Here is a 17173-nt window from a genome sequence, read left to right as displayed (position 1 = left end):
TATCGTGCCGTATCCTCCCGTCTTGCGCCCAAGACAAGCAAGCCAGCCGCAGTGAGCCCCGCCATGACCCGCCACGATTCCACCCTTTCGCCCGCCGAGGAACTGCACGCCAATGTCTCGGTGCCCTTCGAGCGCGCCTATGCGATGCCGAAATCGGTCTATACCTCGCCCGAATTCGCTGCGTCCGAGGTTGAGCATATCTTCGCCCGCGACTGGCTCTGCGCCGGCCGGGTCGATGCGCTGAAAGAGCCGGGCGATTACCTGACCATGACCATCGCGGGCGAGCCGGTGATCATCCTGCGCGACCGCGAAGGCGCCCTGCGCGGCATGTCCAACGTCTGCCGCCACCGGATGTCGACCCTGCTGGAGGGGCGCGGCCACGTCCGCTCCATCGTCTGCCCCTATCACGCCTGGACCTATAACCTTGACGGTACCCTGCGCGGTGCGCCCGCGATGGCGGCCAATGAAGAGTTCTGCAAGGAAGCCATCAAGCTGCCTTCGGTCCGGGTCGAAGACTGGCTCGGCTGGATCATGGTCACGCTGAACCCCGACGCGCCCTCGCCTGCAGTGGCGCTGGCCGATGTCGAAAAGCTGGTCGGTTATCTCGACATGGGCTCTTACACCGAAACCTTCCGCGAGACCTTCCGCTGGGCCACCAACTGGAAGGTCCTGGCCGAGAATTTCATGGAAAGCTACCACCTGCCGGTCTGCCATTCCGGCACGATCGGCGGCTCGGTCGATCTGATGAAGATGACCTGCCCGGAAGGGACCGAAGCCTTCAACTACCACTGGATCGTCAAGAATGACACGGTGCCCTTGTCGCTGGCGCATCCCTCCAACACCACACTGCAGGGGGACGAGCGGCGGATCACCTGGCTTCTGGCGATCTACCCCTCGCTGATGATCACCCTGACGCCGGGGTACTTCTGGTACCTCGCGCTGACGCCGGACGGGCCGGGCCATGTCAATGTGCTTTACGGCGGCGGGATGAGTGCCGACTGGATGGCCGATCCTGCGGCGGCGGACAATCTGGCGACGGTGAAGGCCCTGCTGGATGACGTGAATGTCGAGGACAAGGGCTGCGTCGAGAAGGTCTATCGTGGCCTCGTGGCGGGGCTGTCCGCGCCGGGGCCTTTGAGCCACCTCGAGCGGCCGAACTTCGAATTCGCGCAATATATCGCCTCGCGGATGCCCAAGGCTTGACGTGACGCGGCCAGGGTCTAGGTCTGGCCCATGCAAAACGCCCTGATCATCAGCCACGGCCAACCCTCTGACCCCGACCCGGCCGAGGCGGCGCTGGCCGCCCTGGCCGCCGCCGTGCAAAGCCATCTGCCGGGCTGGCATGTCGGCTCCGCCACGCTGGCCAAGCCCGGTGCCTTGGCAGCAGCGGTGGCCGGGCGAGAAAGCGGTGTGGTTTATCCGATGTTCATGGCCGGCGGCTGGTTCCCCAAGACCGAACTGCCGCGCCGGATGGCCGAGGTCGGAGCGGGCGGCTGGACCCATCTCGCCCCCTTCGGCCTTGACCCGCAGGTACAGGCGCTGGCCCTGACGCTGGCGGCAGAGGCGGTGGAGCGCCTGGCCCTGCTCAGGCAGGACACCGAAATCCTGCTCGCCGCCCACGGCTCCTTCCGCAGCCCCGCGCCGTCAGAGGTGGCCAATGCGATGGCGGCGGGCCTGAAAGCCGCGGGCTTTGCCCGGGCCGAGGCCTATTTCATCGACCAAGAGCCGCGCATCGCCACGGCCAAGGGCTTCGACACGCATGCGCTCTGCCTGCCCTTCTTTGCCGCCGAAGGGGGCCATGTCATCGACGACCTGCCGGCAGCCCTCACCGAAGCCGGGTTCGCGGGCACGGTCCTGCCGCCCCTGGGCCTTGATCCCAGGGTTCCCGCCCTGATCGCTGCAGCTTTCCTGACCTGAGTTGGTAGGATGGGCAATTTGCCCATCTTCCAAGGGTTTACACGGAATGCAGGTAGAGGTCGAAGTCCACTTCGGACACTGTCCGCGCCACACGGGCATATTCCGCGCCGATCACGGCGGTGAAGGTGCGGTGAAGATCCTCGCCCAGAGCCTCTTTCAGGAAAGCCGAGGCCTTGGCCGCCTCGATGGCTGATCTCCAGTCGGGCGGGATCGCCGGGGCATCGGCGCCATTGGTGTAGCCGTCGCCGGTGGTCTCGGGGCCGGGGTCGATCCGGTGTTTGAGGCCATGGCGGATGCCGGCCAGGACCGTGGTGCCGACAAGGTAAGGGTTGGCATCCACCCCCGCCGGGCGATGCTCGATCCGCCGGGCGCGGATGTCGCCAGCCGGGATGCGCAGGGCCACGGTGCGGTTGTTGACGCCCCAGGTCGGGCTGACCGGCGCGTAGGAGTTCGAGGCAAAGCGCCGCCAGGAATTGGCATGCGGCGCAAAGACCAGCATCGTCTCGCCCATCGTCGCCCGCAACCCGCCGATGGCATGGCGGATCGTGTCGGACCATTGGCCCTCCACCGCCTCGACAAAGACGTTGAGGCCGTTCTCATCCTGCAAGGAGACGTGGAAGTGCATGCCCGAACCGGCGTAATCCTCGTTCGGCTTGGCCATGAAACAGGCGGTCACGCCATGCGCCCGCGCGTTCATCCGCACGACCCGCTTCAGCCGCATCAGATCATCCGCCGCCTGCACCACATTGGCGCGGTAGTGCAGGGTCATCTCATATTGCCCGGGGGCGAATTCCGAGATCAGGGTTTCGGCCTTGATCCCGATCAGCTCGGCGGCTTTGTAGATGTCGTTGAACAGGGGCAGCATGCCGTGCAGCTTGTCGACCGAGTAAACGTCGGTCTTGTTCGAGGCCCGCCCGTCCAGCACATCGCGGGCCGGGACCATCTTGCCATCCGGGCCGCGCTGGTTTTCCAGAAGGAAGAACTCCAGCTCGAAGGCCCCCGCCGGGTGCAGGCCCTCGGTGGCCAACGCATCGACCTGGGCCTGCAAGGCGTGGCGCGGGTCCGAGGTCATGGGTTGGCCGTCGAGTTCGTAAAGGCTCATCAGGACCTCACCCCTTGGCGGCTCGGTCTTGTAAAGCGGCTTCAGCGTGCCGGGGATCGGCCAGGCGCGGCGGTCGCCGTCGCCGTGGTCCCAGATCAGCCCGGTCTCGTGGACATCCTCGCCGCAGATGTCGAGGCCGAGGATCGAGATCGGCAACAGCCGGCCGTTCTTGTAAAAGGACAAGAGCTCATGCCGGCGGATGATTTTTCCCCGGCCGATGCCGTTCGAATCGTGCATGACGATATCGAAGGCCTCGATCTCGGGATGGGCGCGCAGGAAGGCTTCGGCTTCGTCGATCGAAGAACCAGAGGGGCTGGTGAGGGTCATTTCGGTCTCTTCTCAGGCGGTCAGATGGGTCAGCACTTCGTCGAAGGCGGCGATCAGGTTGTCGACCTGGCGCTTCTTCGTGGCGGGGCTGATCAGCATCATGTTGTGGAAGGGGGCGATCAGGCAGCCCCGGTTCAGAAGCGCGACGTGGAGGGCCGCTTCGACCTGCGGCTGGTGGGCCAGCGCGGCCTCGGCGCCGTTGCGCAAGGGGCCCGGGGCGCAGATGAACTCGACCCGGGCGCCGACGCGGATGGCGTGCCAGGGCAGGTTATGTGCTGTGATCACAGAGGACAGGCCGGAGACGAGACGTTCGGCCAGGTCCTCCATATGGGTGTAGGCCTCGGGCGTCATCACCTCGGACAGCGTGGCGCGCAGGCAGGCGAATTGCATCGGGTTGGCCGAAAGCGTGGTGCCCATGCCGGAATGGCCGGGGGCGCGGGTGGCATTGGCGGCAAGGTAGCGCGTGGCGGTGGCCTCGGACAGGCCCCAGACGGCGGTGGGCATGCCGCCCGCCACGCATTTGCCGACGACGAAGATATCGGGTTCCAGCCCATGCACGCGGGTGTAGCCGCCGTAACCCGATGAAATCGTGTGGGTTTCGTCGATGATCAGCAGCGCGCCATATTGCGTGGCGAGCTTGCGCAGGCCGGCGTGGAAGCCCGGTTCCGGCAGGACCATGCAGGAATTGGTCATCACAGGCTCGGTCAGGATCGCCGCGATATCGCCCTTGGCGAGGGCGGCTTCGACGCTGGCGAGGTCGTTGAACTCGCAGCAGGTCGCGAATTGCGGCAGGTCGACGACTTGGCCCAGCAGGCCGGGGCGGGTGACGGTGCGGCCGTGGTCGAGGATGACGAAGGTTTCATCCACCGTGCCGTGATAACAGCCGTTGAAGACCAGAACCTTGGGCTTGCCGGTCACGGCGCGGGCGACGCGGAGGGAAAAGCGGTTGGCGTCGGTGGCGGTGGTGGCGATCTGCCAGCGGAAGGCGCCGAAGACCTCGGTCAAAAGACGGCCCGCCTCCAAGGCGTCTTCGGTGGGCAGCATATAGGTCAGGCCCTTGCGCGCCTGGCGGCGGATCGCCTTGGCGACGGGTTTGGGCGAATGGCCGAACATCGACCCCGTGTCGCCCAGGCAGAAGTCGTCGGTGTGATAGCCGTCTATATCGGTGAGGGTGGCGCCCTCCGCCTCGGCCACCACGGGCAGATGCGGCATCGGCCAGTCCTTCATCCAGTGCAGCGGCACGCCGTCCAGATAGCTCGCCGCCCCCGCCGCCATGGCCCGGGCCGAGCTGGGCCGCATCGCCGAAAAACGGCGCGCCTCGCGCTGGGCGAGGTCGGTCAGCCGGTCGAGGCTGACGCCGGCGATGGTTTTGGAATGGGGCATGGCGGGCTCCTTTGGCTTTTGCGTCCTTATGCCCGGAAATTTGATCAAATGGAAGCGTCGTGGCGGGGAAGGCGGTCGGGCAAAAGGAAAGGGCGGCTCCTGAAGGTGTCAGAGGAACACCAGAGCCGCCCCGAACCGAACCGTCCCGACCGGGAAACCCGGACCGCTGCATGGACGCGGTGCCTTACGGGTTGCCCCCAAGGTCTTACCACGGCGCCCCTGCTTTGTACGGCAGGACCAACGAGGATCAATGTGACCGGTCCCGACCGACTTGTCAAAATTTGTCCGCAATTCCAACAAGGGTGAGACACGATCCGCGCAGGAGGCCCGAGATTGGTGCCGGGGCAGGGCCAATCCCCGCGCCCGTGTCGGGGGGCGGTCCGAATCGCCGGGAGGGCGCGACGAAAAAAGGGGCCGGATAAACCGGCCCCAGGGTCATGCTCGCGCACGAGGGAGAGGAAAGGGTCAGTGGGCCGCCATGGCGGTGGGCCGGCGCACCACTTGCGGGCGCGGCACCGGGGCTGCGGCCTGTTGCAGGGCTGCGGGGCGGCGGCGGGTGCTGCGCTGCCAGGGCAGGGCGGGTTGCGGATCAAGGCTGGCGGCGAGGACGGATTTCAGCCAGCGGCGTTCGGTTTTCATGGCGAGGCTCCTGGGCAACTTTGCGGGGTTGGAGACAATGTGCCCGGCCATTGCGGCATGGTTTTGACAATCGGAACGGCGGAAACGGTCATTTCCGAATTGGAAACAATCGGAATGTGGCAAAGGGCCTGCCGAAGCAAGGTCTTGAAATATATGGAGGAAAGAGGGGGAAACCTGCGGCGGGCCGCCCCGGATTGTGGCGGCTCCGAGCCGGATTGCGGCCGGAACCCGCCGCTTACAGCCGGATGACCGAGATCAGGCGCCCGTAATCGGCCTCGCGGGCATGGGTGGTGCGGCGGAAGGAATAGAATCGCTCGGGGTCGCGGTAGGTGCAGTGGCGGTTCCACTCGGCATGGCCGACCCCCGCCGCCCGCAGGCGGTGGAGGCCATAGCCCGGCAGGTCGAACAGCATCCGGTCGCCCTGGCCGTTGATGAAGAAGCGGGCGGTGGCGGGGTCGTCGTCGGTGAAGCTTTCGAAGAACTCGGGCCCGACCTCGTAGGCGGCCTGGCTGATGGTCGGGCCGATCACGGCGGTGATGTTCTCGCGCCTGGCGCCGAGGGCAACCATGGCGTCGACCGTCGCCTCCAGCACGCCGTCGCGGGCGCCGCGCCAGCCGGCATGGGCGGCGCCGATCACCCGCGCCACGGGGTCGGCGAAAAGCACGGGCTGGCAGTCGGCGGTCAGGATGCCGAGGCCGATGCCCGGCGTGGCGGTGACCATGCCGTCTGCCTCGGGTCGGCCGGTGGGCGGTTCGGTCAGGGTGACCACCTTGGCGGAATGGGTCTGCTTCAGGCTGACCAGCGCCTCGGGCGCGAGGTCGAGCGCCGCGGCCACCCGCGCCCGGTTGATCGAGACGGCCTCCGACAGGTCGGTCGAGCCCGGCCCGCAGTTCAGCCCGTAAAAGATGCCGGAGGAAGCTCCACCCTTGCGGGTGAAGAAGCCATGGCGCAGCGGGATCGCGTCAGAGGTCAGGATTTCCAGCATCAGGCACTTCCGGGTGGTGGGGGATGACCAGCGGGATGAAGGCCAAGCACCTTGAACAAGCTTCCCATTTCCGTGGCCGCGGTCAAGCGGTGCGTGGCAGCCAAATGCGATTGCAGGGCCGCTCCCGTCAGGTTTTGCGCCAGACGGGCGGAACGCTGGGCAATGCCAAGGGCGGTGAGCAGGGCGCCCTGGGTCGTATAGGCGCTGGCGGCGGGGGCTGCGGCGCGGGCCAGGGCCTCGAAATCGACATGGGCGGTGAGGTCGGCCTCACCGGGGGTGGCGAAGGGATCGACGGGTTCGTGGGCGCGCAGGGCCTGGAAGGTGTCGCCCAGCGAATGCCAGCCGCCGTAGTCGATGATGAGGGCAGCGCCTTGCCGCGCGACCCGTTCGCCGATTGCCGCCATGATCGCGGGGGCCTGCGGGCAGATCTCGACGATCTGGCCTTGGGCGGTGTCGGTCAGGCGGAAGGTGAGGTCCGCTACCGGCAAAACCGGGCCGAGGCCGAGGCCGAGTTTGCCTTCGCGCAGGCCGACCAACCTTTCGCGCCAGCCGGCCCCGTCGCGCTGGAACTGGCGGATCGGCAGGGCGTCGAAGAACTCATTGGCGACGAGGAACAGGGGCAGGTCGGGCAGATCCTCCACCCGGTCGACCCAGCGGGGTTGATATGCGGCGAGGGTGGCGGATTGGATGGCGCGCAGGCGGGGCGAGGCCTCGATGAGCGTCAGACGCATTCCGGCGTGAAAGCCGGGCACCTGGCGCGTCGCGCGCAGGATATCGGCCATCAGCGTGCCGCGGCCGGGGCCGATCTCGGCCAGGGTGAAGGGGGCGGGGGCGCCTTGGTCGAGCCAGCTTTGGGCGAGCGACAGGCCCAGAAGCTCGCCGAACATCTGCGAGATTTCCGGGGCGGTGGTGAAATCGCCCGCGGCACCAAAGGGCTCGCGGGTGGTGTAGTAGCCGTGGACCGGGTGCAGCAGGCATTCGGTCATAAAATCGGCCAGCGTGATCGGGCCATCGGCCCGGATCCGCGCCGCGATCAGGGTGGCAAGCGGGGTCATGCAGGCTTGGCCGGCTTTGCGGTCAGAAGGAAGTAAAGGCCGACGGCGATCATCGGCAGCGACAGGGCCTGGCCCTGGGTCAGGCCCCAGCCGTGGATCTGCCAGGCGAGGCCGAGGGGGTTGCCTTCGGTCACGAATTGCGCGTCGGGCTGGCGGACGAATTCGACGAGGAAGCGCGCGAGGCCATAGCCTGCGATGAACATGCCCATCACCCGGCCCGGACGTGCCAACCAGCCGCCGCGCCAGACGGCCCAGAGGACGAGCGAGCCGAGGAGGACGCCTTCGAGCAAGGCCTCGTAAATCTGGCTCGGGTGGCGGGCGCAGATGGTCAGCACGCCGGGGCAGAGTTGGGCCGCATCGCCGGGGAAGGCCACGCCCCAGGGGAGGTCAGTGGGACGGCCCCAGAGCTCGGCATTGACGAAATTGGCCAGCCTGCCCAACCCCAGCCCGATGGGCGCGACCGAGGCGAAGAGGTCGCCCGTCGTCAGGGCCGGGATCTTCTCAAGCCGGCAGAAGATCAGGCCCGCCACGACGACGCCGATGAAGCCGCCGTGAAAGGACATGCCGCCCTCCCAGACCCTCAGGATCTGCGACGGGTCGTTCAGGTAGAAACCCGGCTGATAGAACAGCACATAGCCCAGCCTGCCGCCGAGGATGACGCCGAGGATGACCCAGGTCAGCAGACGTTCGAGCTGATCCTCGCGCATCGGCGGCGTGGTCCAGAGACGCGGGGTGCGCAAGGCCTGCCTTATCAGCCACCAGCCCGCCATCAGGCCCAGAATATAGGCCAGCGCGTACCAGCGCAGCGAAAAGCTGTACCCGGCGAGGCTGATCGTGAAGATCTCGGGCGAGACGGGCGGGAAGGGGATATAGGACATAAGGCCTCTGGCATTGGGTGCGGGGGTTTTCCGCCCCAAGCGGAGTGAAGTCAACCACCGCCACCCTTGCGGGCTTGGGCGCACCCGGCCATATAGGACAAAACGACCCGCCCGGCGCTAGAGGGCAAAACCAAAGGAAGACCGACATGCAGCCTGGCAACAAGTTCTTCGATGACGTCGGCAAGCTGATGACCAACGCCATGGGCGTGGCACAGGGCGCCAAGACCGAGATGGAAACGGCAATGAAGTCTTTCTTCGACCGCTGGATGGCCGACCGCGACTTTGTCACCCGCGAGGAATTCGACGCCGTCCGCGCCATGGCGCAGAAGGCCCGCGAGGAGAATATCGCCCTTGAGGCGCGTCTTGCCGCGCTTGAGGCCAAATCCAAGGTCTGAAATATCGGAAAAGTTCAAAGAGGGGCCTGCCATGCGGCGGGCCCCTCTTGTCATTCGCGGACCCTTGGGGGAGGGCGCGAAGCGGGCTGGGGGCGGGTTGGGGACATCGACCCGTCAGCCCGGAGGCGAAAAGAACGCAAGACCGCGGCTGGGTTTCTTGCCCTGCATCGGATCGGCGCCGACCCTTTCGTAGAGCTCGTCGCGCAGTGCAAAGCCCAAGGGCCAGGGGCCGAAGCCCGATTCGATGTTGACGTGCCCGGCGAGGCCCAGATCAACAAATCGTGCTTGCCAGAGGCCGGCCAGCGCGCGGGAGCGGCTGAGGCTCATCCAGGGGTCGTTTTGGCTCGCCGCCACCGTGACCGGACGCCCGAGCGGCAGTTCGGGCAGCGGGGTGAAGGGCTTGGCGCGCGGATGGCTCGCATCCTCGGCCGGGGCGACCAGCAGGGCGGCTTTCACATCCAGATGCGGCCATTGCGTCAGGACCCGGGCGATCAGCACGGCCCCAAGGCTGTGGCCGACCAGCGTGGCGCCGGGATGGTCGAGGATGGCCGAGATCAGCTCGACCTCCCAGGCGGCGGGCACCGGATTGTGCAGTTCGGTCAGATGGACCGGCTGGGCGGTCGGGTCATTGTCCAGCCACCATTGCTGCCAATGCCCCTCGCGCGAGCCGTCAAGGCCGGGGATGATCAGGGTTGTCATGCGGTGGCCTCCTGTGAGGGGCGAAAGGTGGGGGCGGAGCGCAGGGAATGCGGCAGCAACCTGCCGTGGATCGGCGAGGCTGCGGGCATCGCACCGTCGAGGGGATCAGCGCGATGCCGGGGCGGGATCAGGCGGGTCTGCGGCGGGATTCGGGTCATGCTGGCCTCCATGATCCAAGACTACCCCAGGTTATTCTTAATGTCTAGCGATAAAGTCGTGTATTAAGGGCCGCAGGGTGTGAGCGGGCGCGGCGGGCGCGTTCAGGGCGAGGGGCCGAACCAGGCGGCGCGGTCGGTCGCCAGATGGTGTTGCAGGGCGGCGCTGAACAGGCGGACCTTGGCGGGGGCGAGCTTCTGGCTCGGATGCACCGCCCAGACCGCAAAGGGGGTCGGGGCGCCCTCGGCCAGGGGCACGGCGGTCAGCGCACCGCTTGCCACATCGTCGGCGGCGATCCAGGTCGAAAGGAGTGCGATGCCCATGCCGCCCAGGCAGGCCTGATGCAGAGCCTCGGGCGAATTGGCGCTGAACCGCCCGGCGACGCGCTGCTTGACCGGGGCGCTGGTCGCGGTGTGCAGGGTCCAATGGGTGATGCCGCAGACCGTCAGGCAATCGTGCCCGGCCAGATCGGCGGCCCGGGTCGGCAGGCCGCGCCGGGCGAGATAGTCGGGCGCGGCGTAAAGCGCCCGCGGGCTGTGCGCGATCTTGCGCGCGATCAGCGCGCTTTCCCGCAGATCGGCGATCCGGATCGCCAGATCCATGCCCTGGCCCACGATGTCGAGGATCTCGTCCGACAGAACCAGTTCGATGTTCAGATCGGGGTTGGCGCGGGCGAAGTGCGGGATGAAGGGGGCGACGACGCGCCGCCCGAAGGGGATCGAGGTCGTCACCCGCAACAGCCCCGACGCGCCGGCGGTCGGCGGGCGGACCGAGGCGCGGGCCTCGACCTCGCCGTCCAGAAGCGCTTGGGCATGGGGCAGAAAGGCCCTGCCCTCGGGCGTCAGGGCCAGAACGCGGGAGTTGCGCTGGATCAGGCGGGCGCCAAGCTCCTCCTCCAGCAGTGCGAGGCGCCGGCTGGCCGTCATCGGCGGCAGGCCCATGCGGCGGGCGGCTTCGGCCATGCTGGGCGCATGGGCCAGGGCAACGAAAAGCGCCAGATCAGAGGTCTGCATGCCCCGGTTTCCTCTACACTGCATACCGAAGTTATATTCTTATCCCGGCCCTCGCATAAAGCTAACTCTGCGTCGCGAAAAGGAGGGCCTCGTGACGCTGCGGACCGAAGGGAACGACCGAGCCAGCTCCGCCGCGGCGGCGCCCTTGCCGCAGGGCGGGACGCTCTGGACGGCCGCGGGCGAGGCGACACCGCCCTGCGCGAGGATCCTCGCCCTGATCGCAGAGGCGCAATCCGCGCTGGACAGCGATATCCCCGCCGCGCGCCGCCGTCTGGACGAGGTCGTCGCCGTGATCCTGGCCCTGCGCGGCACGGCGGCGGAGCGCGGGCCGCAAACCGCCGCCGTGCCGCAGACCGCCGCCCCGCAGCGCGGCGGTCTGGCCGCCTGGCAGATGCGCCGGATCGTGGCCCATGTCGAAGCGCATCTGGCCGCGCGCATCGCGGTGGCGGCGCTGGCCCTGGCCGTGGGTCTGCGGCCGGGGCATTTCTCCCGCGCTTTCAAGGTCAGTTTCGGCGAGACCCCGCACCGCTTCGTGATCCGCAGGCGGCTTTTGCGGGCGCAGCATCTGCTTCTGACGACGACGGCGGGGATCAGCCAGATCGCGGTCGAGGTCGGGTTGACCGATCAGGCGCATCTGACGCGGCTGTTCCGCCAGTTCCTCAATGACACCCCGCATGCCTGGCGCCGCGCGATGCAGGAGAGCCGGGCGACCGGGCCGGAGCGGATCTCGGCATGAGGGCGATGGCATCGCAATTCCACAAGGCCGGACATGATCGTGAAAGACCGGGTGGGGTTCCGGCGCTAGCTTTTGCGAGGTGCTGTTCACAGCCTTTCGTTCCGGCCCGGGCATGGTGCCCCGCGCCGCTGCCGCAGGGCCCCTTGGGCGCCCCGGCAGAAATTCCAGTGACCCGACGGCCTGCCCTGCAGGCGCGTCCTGACAATAAGGAGACTGCCGCATGACTGATCAACCGAAAACCCCGGCCACTGTCGTTCTGGTCCATGGCGCCTGGGGCGATGCCTCGGGCTGGAGTGGCGTGATCCGGCGCCTGCAGGCCAAGGGCATCGCGGTGATCGCGGTGCAGAACCCGACCACGACCCTGGCCGACGATGCCGAGGCGACGCGGCTGATCCTGGACAAGGTCAGCGGACCCGTCGTGCTGGCCGGGCACAGCTGGGGCGGCACCGTCATCACCGAGGCGGGCAATCACCCCAAGGTCGCGGCGCTGGTCTATGTCGCGGCCTTCGCCCCCGATGTGGGCCAGTCCACCGGCGATCAGGTGGGGGCGCATCCGGCCCCGCCCGGGCTTGGCGGGGTGTCGCAGGATGCCGCCGGGCGCTACTGGATGAGCGCGGAAAGCTGGGTCGCCAATGTGGCGCAAGACCTGCCCGAGGCCGATGCCAAGGTACTGGCCGCGATCCAGACTCCGCTGGGCGCCTCGACCTTCGGCGACAAGGTGACCCAGGCGGCCTGGAAGGCGCGGCCCAACTGGTACGTCCTGTCGCGCAACGACCGCGCCGTCAGCGTGGAGCTGCAGCACGCCCTGAGCCAGCAGCTCGCCGCCCGCACGACCGAGCTGGAGGCGAGCCACATGTCGCTGATCTCGCATCCCGACGCGGTGGCCGCCGTGATCGAAGAGGCCGTGGCCCATGTCACGGCGCAGCAGCCCTAGGCGAGCGGTTTCACGAACAGGACCCATTCGCGCGCCGCGACCTGCCAGTCCTCCTTGACGACGGCGCGGCGTGCGACCTCGCGGAAGCCTTTGGCGGTGTAAAGGCGCAGGGCCTCGGGGTGGGTGTCGGCCGCGATCAGGCTGATCGTCGCATGGCCGAGGCCGCGCGCCACGGTTTCGGCCCGGGCCAGCAGGGCACTGCCCAGACCCTCGCCGCGAAACGGCGGATAGGTGGCCAGCACGTTGAGATACCACGAGCCCGGCGCCAGGGCCTCCAGCTCCAGCAGGGGGACGAAGATCGGCGTTGTGTCGGGGGCGATGGGCGCGGGGGTTTCGTCGGCCGGATAGCCGAGGAGGCAGGCCGCCACCGCGCCCTCGACCTCGGCCAGCCAGGCGTTGGCGTAGGAGAAGCTGCCCGTCGCCCGCGCGGCGCGTTCCTGGCCGTAGGCCCAAGGGTCGCCGCCGGGTCCGACCGCCTTTCGCCAGAAATGCAGCGGCAGGTCATCGGCCGCCATGTTGATGAAGCGCGCCAGATGCGGCGCGTCCGATGCTTTAGCCTTCCGGATGAGCATGGTCTTCCCTTCCACGGTTTTGCCCGCATCCTGCATAATCCGGCGCGGGCCGCAATCACCTGGCAAGGCGGCCCGCCTCAACCTCTCTTGTCAGGCCGGCGCCTTGGTCCTACGACGAGGGCTGACGCAAGCGAACCCTTGGAAGGATTGACATGAGCGATATGGTTTTCCGCTTTCCCGCGCCGGGGCCCGAGCCCCTGCTGACCGATCTTGACGGCTGGACCAAGGTCGCGGGCAACCCGACGATGAAGACCTGGGTGCAGCACACCTCGATCGACGGCAGCGTGATCAGCGGCACCTGGGAGGCGACCCTGGGCACCTGGCACGCGGTCTACAAGTTCTACGAATTCGTCCACCTGATCGAAGGCCAGATCACCATCACCCCCGATGGCGCCCCTGCTGTCACCCTGCGCCCGGGCGATGCTTTCGTGGTCGAGCCGGGCTTTTCCGGCACCTGGACCATCGAGGCGCCGGTCAGGAAGCACTTCTGCATCAAGCTCAAATGACGGGCGGGGGCCTGCGAATCGCAGGCCCCTTTCCTTAACCGCCCTTCAGGGCGCGGATCCGGACCGGCACCGATTTGTACGATGGTGTGCCGCTTTCGGGGTCGTGGTGGCCCAAGGGCACCAGCCCGTTCGCCTCGGGGTAATAGGCGCCGACCGAACCTGCGGCGATGGCATATTCGATCGCGGTAAAGCCGCTGAGGCGTCGGGTCTGGCCATCAGTCCAGACGGTTTCAACATCGACCTTGTCGCCGGCCTCGATCCCCAGGGCGGCCAGATCGGCCTTGTTCATGAAGATCACGTCGCGGCGGCCAAAAACCCCGCGGTAGCGGTCGTCCAGACCGTAGATCGTGGTGTTGTACTGGTCATGGCTGCGCAGGGTGGTCAGGCGCAGGATGGCGGGGTCCTGTTCCACCGGGTCCTCGTTCACGCCGTCGAACAGCAGGAATTCGGCCTTGCCCGAGGCGGTCTTCCAGACCCTTTCGGTCGGCGGCAGGGGCAGGCGGAAGCCGCCGGGCACCCGGATGCGGATGTTGAAATCCTGGAACTCGGGGAAGACATCCTCGATCTTGTCGCGGATCCGGTCGTAGTCGGCCACCATCCCGGCCCAATCGATGGCCATGCCCGGCAGCGTCGCCATGGCCATGCCAGCAACAATCGCGGGTTCCGAACGCAGCTGGTCCGAGGCCGGCGGCAGTTTCCCGCGCGAGGCATGGACCATCGACATCGAATCCTCCACCGTGATCGCCTGCGGGACGCCGTTTTGCAGATCCTCCTCGGTGCGGCCAAGGCAGGGCAGGATCAGCGCCTCTTTGCCCACCAGAAGATGCGAGCGGTTGAGCTTGGTCGCAATCGACACCGTCAGATCGAGCCCCGCCATCGCCCGATAGGTCTGGTCGCGGTCGGGCATCGCCACGATAAGGTTGCCGCCGAGCGAGATCAGCACCTTGGCGCTGCCCGCGACGATGGCCTTGACGGCGGCCACAGCGTCATGGCCGTGGGCGGCAGGCGGGGTGAAGCCGAAGGCGGCCTCGATCCGCTGCAGCATCGCGGGGGTGGGCTTCTCGGTGATGCCCACCGTGCGGTCGCCCTGCACATTGGAATGGCCGCGCAGGGGGCAGATCCCGGCGCCCTTCTTGCCAATATTGCCGCGCAGCAACAGAAGGTTGGCCATCTGCTGGACATTGGCCGTGCCAGTCCTGTGCTGGGTCAGACCCATGCCATAGGTGATGATCGTCGCATTGGACCTGGCATAGGCCAGGGCGACCTTGCGCAGGGCTTCCGCGGTCAGGCCGCTGGCCGCTTCGATGGCCGACCACGGGGTGGCCTCCAGATCGGCCTGCAGCGCCTCGAACCCATGGGTGTGCCGGGCGATGAAGTCGTGGTCGAGCGCGCCACCCTCCGCGGCTTCAATCTCCAGCACGCCTTTCATGATGCCCTTGAGCGCCGCCGCGTCGCCGCCGACCTTGACCTGAAGATAGCAGGAGGCGATATGCGTCGCCCCCAGCGTCGCCATCTCGATCGGGTCCTGCGGGTCGGCGAAGCGTTCCAGCGCGCGTTCGCGCAGGGGGTTGAAAACGACGATCGGCACGCCGCGCCGGGCCACTTCATGCAGCGTGCCCATCATGCGGGGATGGTTGGTGCCGGGGTTGTGGCCCATCGACAGGATCATCTCGCAATCGTCGAAATCCTTCAGCGACACGGTGCCCTTGCCGATGCCGATGGATTTGGGCAGGCCGACGCTGGTCGCCTCGTGACACATGTTGGAACAGTCGGGGAAGTTGTTGGTGCCGTAAGCGCGGGCGAAGATCTGGAACAGGAAGGCCGCCTCGTTTGAGGCGCGGCCCGAGGTGTAGAACTCCACCGCGTCGGGGCTGGACTGGGCTTGCAGGACGCGGCCGATCAGGGCGAAAGCCTCGTCCCAGGAGATCGGGAGATAGCGGTCACTCGCGCGGTCATAGCGCATCGGATGGGTGATGCGGCCCTCGCCCTCCAGCGCGTGGTCGGTCCAGCCCAGAAGGTCGCTGACGGAATGGGCGGCGAAGAATTCGGGCGGGACGCGACGCTTGGTCGCCTCCCAGGTCACGGCCTTGGCGCCATTCTCGCAGAACTGGAAGGTCGAGGTGTGTTCCTTGTCGGGCCAGGCGCAGCCGGGGCAGTCAAAGCCGCTGGGCTTGTTGGTGCGCAGCAAGGTCACCGCCGCATCTGAGGCATCCATCTGGCTGCGCACCGCCTTGGCCGTCGCCAGCAGGGCACCCCAGCCGCCGGCCGGGTTGGAGTAGCTCTCGATACCGGGGATCGGCTTTTTCATTTTCGTCTCCGTTTTTTGGCGGTCTGGCCCGGGGCGGCCTTGGGTGGGTGGGGCCTCATCGCAGATCGCCGATCAGGGTCGGGATCAGCTCTGATACCGTGGGGTGGATCGGCACGGCCCATTGCAGCGAGTCGAAGCTTTGGCCGGCATGCATCATGTCGATGATGCCGTGGATCGCCTCGTCTCCGCCGGTGCCGAGGATGGCGGCGCCGAGGATGCGGCGGGTTTCGGGGTCGGCCACGATCTTCATGAAGCCCTGCGTCTCGCCCTTTTCCACCGCGCGGCCAACGCGGGTCATCGGGCGTTTGGAGACGAGGACCGGGCGGCCTGACTTGCGCGCCTCGGTCTCGGTCAGGCCGACGCGGCCCAGGGGCGGGTCGATGAAAAGGGCGTAGCCGGTGATCCGGTCGCTGACACGGCGGGCAGCTCCGTCCAGCAGGTTGGCCGCAACAATCTCGTAATCGTTCCAGGCGGTATGGGTGAAAGCGCCGCGCCCGTTGCAATCGCCCAGCGCCCAGACCCCGGGGGCCGAGGTCGCAAGGCCCTCGTCCACCGTGATGTAGCCGCGCGCATCGGTGGCGATCCCGGCGCGGTCCAACCCAAGGTCATCGGTATTGGGCCGCCGCCCCACCGCCAGCAGGATATGGCTGCCGGTGATCAGGGGTTCGCCCGCGGCGCAGTTGACGCCGACCGCCACTCCGCTGGCCTGCGGCACAAGCCGGATGCAGTCGGCGCTGGTGCGGATCGTGATGCCCTCGGCTTTCAGGATGTCGTGGATCGCGTCGGAGATGTCGGGGTCTTCGCGCGGGATCAGGCGGGCATTGCGTTCGACCACGGTGACGGCGGCGCCGAAGCGGCGGTACATCTGCGCGAACTCCAGCCCGATGTAGCTGCCGCCGATGATGATGAGGTGTTCGGGCAGATGGTCGAGGCCGACGATGGTGCTGTTGGTCAGGAAAGGCACATCGGAGACGCCCGGCATGTCGGGCACCGAGGCGCGACCGCCGGTGTTGAGGAAGATGCGGGGGGCGGTGAGGACCTCCTCCCCCACCTGCAGCTGGCCGGGGGCGATAAAGCGGGCATGGCCGCGGATCAGGGTCAGCCCAGCCATCTGCCCCAGCCAGCTTTCCAGCCCGGCGCGAGCGTTCAGGGTCACTTGCCCGGCCCGGGCCGCGACCTTTGCCATCTCGACCCTGATGTCGCCGTCGATCCGCACCCCGAAATCCCCGGCGCGGCGGGCCAGATGCGCGGCATGGGCGCTGGCCACAAGGGCCTTGGTCGGCATGCAGCCGGTGTTGACACAGGTGCCGCCGACCAGCTGCCGCTCGATCATGGCGACCTTCTGGCCTGCCGCCGTCAACCGCCCGGCCAGCGCCGGTCCGGCCTGCCCGGCGCCCACGATGATTGCGTCAAAGGCGCGGCTCACGCTGTCACCACGCGATTGGCGCGCCGGTTCGTGACCGGTCCGGTGGGCTTGCTTGGAAGGCTCGGCATGATGCGTCCTTTGATCGGAGACGGGAGCGGCAGGCGCAGATCCCCCAAGCCAGCATCAATCCGAAACCGCCGGG

At 67.6% G+C, this 17173-nt stretch carries 18 protein-coding genes; 6 read left to right on the top strand and 12 right to left on the bottom strand.

Annotation, left to right across the window (positions count from 1 at the left end):
• Positions 1 to 63 precede the first annotated feature (63 nt).
• Entirely contained in the window at positions 64 to 1203 is a 1140-nt protein-coding gene (locus tag AC1DVR_RS15775; RefSeq protein ID WP_478001552.1) for an aromatic ring-hydroxylating oxygenase subunit alpha, read from the top strand.
• Between the two features lie 30 nt (positions 1204 to 1233).
• A complete protein-coding gene (locus AC1DVR_RS15770; protein ID WP_478001551.1) occupies positions 1234 to 1917 on the top strand; it encodes a sirohydrochlorin chelatase in 684 nt (227 codons plus the stop codon).
• Positions 1918 to 1954: 37 nt separating this feature from the next.
• Here the strand turns inward: AC1DVR_RS15770 and AC1DVR_RS15765 are convergent, their stop codons facing one another.
• The 6 genes from AC1DVR_RS15765 to lgt form a co-directional block, all read right to left on the bottom strand.
• On the bottom strand, positions 1955 to 3346 hold the full coding sequence (locus AC1DVR_RS15765; RefSeq protein ID WP_478001550.1) for a glutamine synthetase family protein: 1392 nt from the start codon (positions 3344 to 3346) through the stop codon (positions 1955 to 1957).
• 12 nt (positions 3347 to 3358) lie between these two features.
• Complete coding sequence (locus AC1DVR_RS15760; protein ID WP_478001549.1) at positions 3359 to 4729, bottom strand: aspartate aminotransferase family protein; 1371 nt, start codon at positions 4727 to 4729, stop codon at positions 3359 to 3361.
• Positions 4730 to 5194: 465 nt separating this feature from the next.
• A complete protein-coding gene (locus AC1DVR_RS15755; RefSeq protein WP_478001548.1) occupies positions 5195 to 5368 on the bottom strand; it encodes a hypothetical protein in 174 nt (57 codons plus the stop codon).
• 235 nt (positions 5369 to 5603) lie between these two features.
• Entirely contained in the window at positions 5604 to 6356 is a 753-nt protein-coding gene (pgeF, locus tag AC1DVR_RS15750; RefSeq protein WP_478001569.1) for a peptidoglycan editing factor PgeF, read from the bottom strand.
• Positions 6353 to 7408, bottom strand: coding sequence for a class I SAM-dependent methyltransferase (locus AC1DVR_RS15745; protein WP_478001547.1), 1056 nt, complete (start codon positions 7406 to 7408; stop codon positions 6353 to 6355). The genes pgeF and AC1DVR_RS15745 overlap by 4 nt, the downstream gene beginning before the upstream one ends.
• Positions 7405 to 8286: a prolipoprotein diacylglyceryl transferase gene (lgt, locus tag AC1DVR_RS15740; protein ID WP_478001546.1), complete on the bottom strand. Its 882-nt coding sequence runs from the start codon at positions 8284 to 8286 to the stop codon at positions 7405 to 7407. Before lgt ends, AC1DVR_RS15745 begins: the two co-directional genes overlap by 4 nt.
• A gap of 146 nt (positions 8287 to 8432) precedes the next feature.
• Here lgt and AC1DVR_RS15735 point away from each other — a divergent pair, with 146 nt between their 5' ends.
• The gene (locus AC1DVR_RS15735; protein WP_478001545.1) at positions 8433 to 8681 is read left to right on the top strand and encodes an accessory factor UbiK family protein; all 249 of its coding nucleotides are present in this window, start codon (positions 8433 to 8435) and stop codon (positions 8679 to 8681) included.
• A gap of 114 nt (positions 8682 to 8795) precedes the next feature.
• Here AC1DVR_RS15735 and AC1DVR_RS15730 read toward each other — a convergent pair whose 3' ends face one another.
• From AC1DVR_RS15730 to AC1DVR_RS15720, 3 genes are all read right to left on the bottom strand, one after another.
• The gene (locus tag AC1DVR_RS15730; protein ID WP_478001544.1) at positions 8796 to 9380 is read right to left on the bottom strand and encodes an RBBP9/YdeN family alpha/beta hydrolase; all 585 of its coding nucleotides are present in this window, start codon (positions 9378 to 9380) and stop codon (positions 8796 to 8798) included.
• A complete protein-coding gene (locus AC1DVR_RS15725; protein ID WP_478001543.1) occupies positions 9377 to 9538 on the bottom strand; it encodes a hypothetical protein in 162 nt (53 codons plus the stop codon). Before AC1DVR_RS15725 ends, AC1DVR_RS15730 begins: the two co-directional genes overlap by 4 nt.
• Positions 9539 to 9640: 102 nt before the next feature.
• The gene (locus AC1DVR_RS15720; protein WP_478001542.1) at positions 9641 to 10549 is read right to left on the bottom strand and encodes a LysR family transcriptional regulator; all 909 of its coding nucleotides are present in this window, start codon (positions 10547 to 10549) and stop codon (positions 9641 to 9643) included.
• Between the two features lie 91 nt (positions 10550 to 10640).
• On the opposite strand from AC1DVR_RS15720, the gene AC1DVR_RS15715 reads away from it, so the two are divergent.
• Together AC1DVR_RS15715 and AC1DVR_RS15710 are read left to right on the top strand one after the other, a co-directional pair.
• Positions 10641 to 11285 (top strand): helix-turn-helix domain-containing protein, encoded by a 645-nt coding sequence (locus AC1DVR_RS15715; protein WP_478001541.1) that lies wholly within the window; start codon positions 10641 to 10643, stop codon positions 11283 to 11285.
• Positions 11286 to 11505: 220 nt separating this feature from the next.
• Positions 11506 to 12219 (top strand): alpha/beta fold hydrolase, encoded by a 714-nt coding sequence (locus AC1DVR_RS15710; RefSeq protein WP_478001540.1) that lies wholly within the window; start codon positions 11506 to 11508, stop codon positions 12217 to 12219.
• On the opposite strand, the gene AC1DVR_RS15705 is transcribed toward AC1DVR_RS15710, so the two are convergent.
• Positions 12216 to 12791, bottom strand: a complete 576-nt coding sequence (locus tag AC1DVR_RS15705; RefSeq protein ID WP_478001539.1) for an N-acetyltransferase family protein — start codon at positions 12789 to 12791, stop codon at positions 12216 to 12218. The two genes, AC1DVR_RS15710 and AC1DVR_RS15705, sit on opposite strands and share 4 nt — an antisense overlap.
• Before the next feature lie 152 nt (positions 12792 to 12943).
• Between AC1DVR_RS15705 and AC1DVR_RS15700 the strand changes: the two genes are divergently transcribed.
• Positions 12944 to 13297 (top strand): cupin domain-containing protein, encoded by a 354-nt coding sequence (locus tag AC1DVR_RS15700; protein ID WP_478001538.1) that lies wholly within the window; start codon positions 12944 to 12946, stop codon positions 13295 to 13297.
• Positions 13298 to 13331: 34 nt separating this feature from the next.
• Here AC1DVR_RS15700 and AC1DVR_RS15695 read toward each other — a convergent pair whose 3' ends face one another.
• Both AC1DVR_RS15695 and AC1DVR_RS15690 read right to left on the bottom strand, forming a co-directional pair.
• The gene (locus AC1DVR_RS15695) at positions 13332 to 15605 is read right to left on the bottom strand and encodes an FdhF/YdeP family oxidoreductase (RefSeq protein WP_478001537.1); all 2274 of its coding nucleotides are present in this window, start codon (positions 15603 to 15605) and stop codon (positions 13332 to 13334) included.
• Positions 15606 to 15660: 55 nt separating this feature from the next.
• On the bottom strand, positions 15661 to 17031 hold the full coding sequence (locus AC1DVR_RS15690; protein ID WP_478001536.1) for an FAD-containing oxidoreductase: 1371 nt from the start codon (positions 17029 to 17031) through the stop codon (positions 15661 to 15663).
• Positions 17032 to 17173 lie beyond the last annotated feature (142 nt).

It is taken from the genome of Rhodobacter sp. P2_H5, from assembly GCF_056403335.1.
Note: the sequence above shows the minus strand (reverse complement) of the source record. Positions and strands in the feature narration are given on the sequence as shown.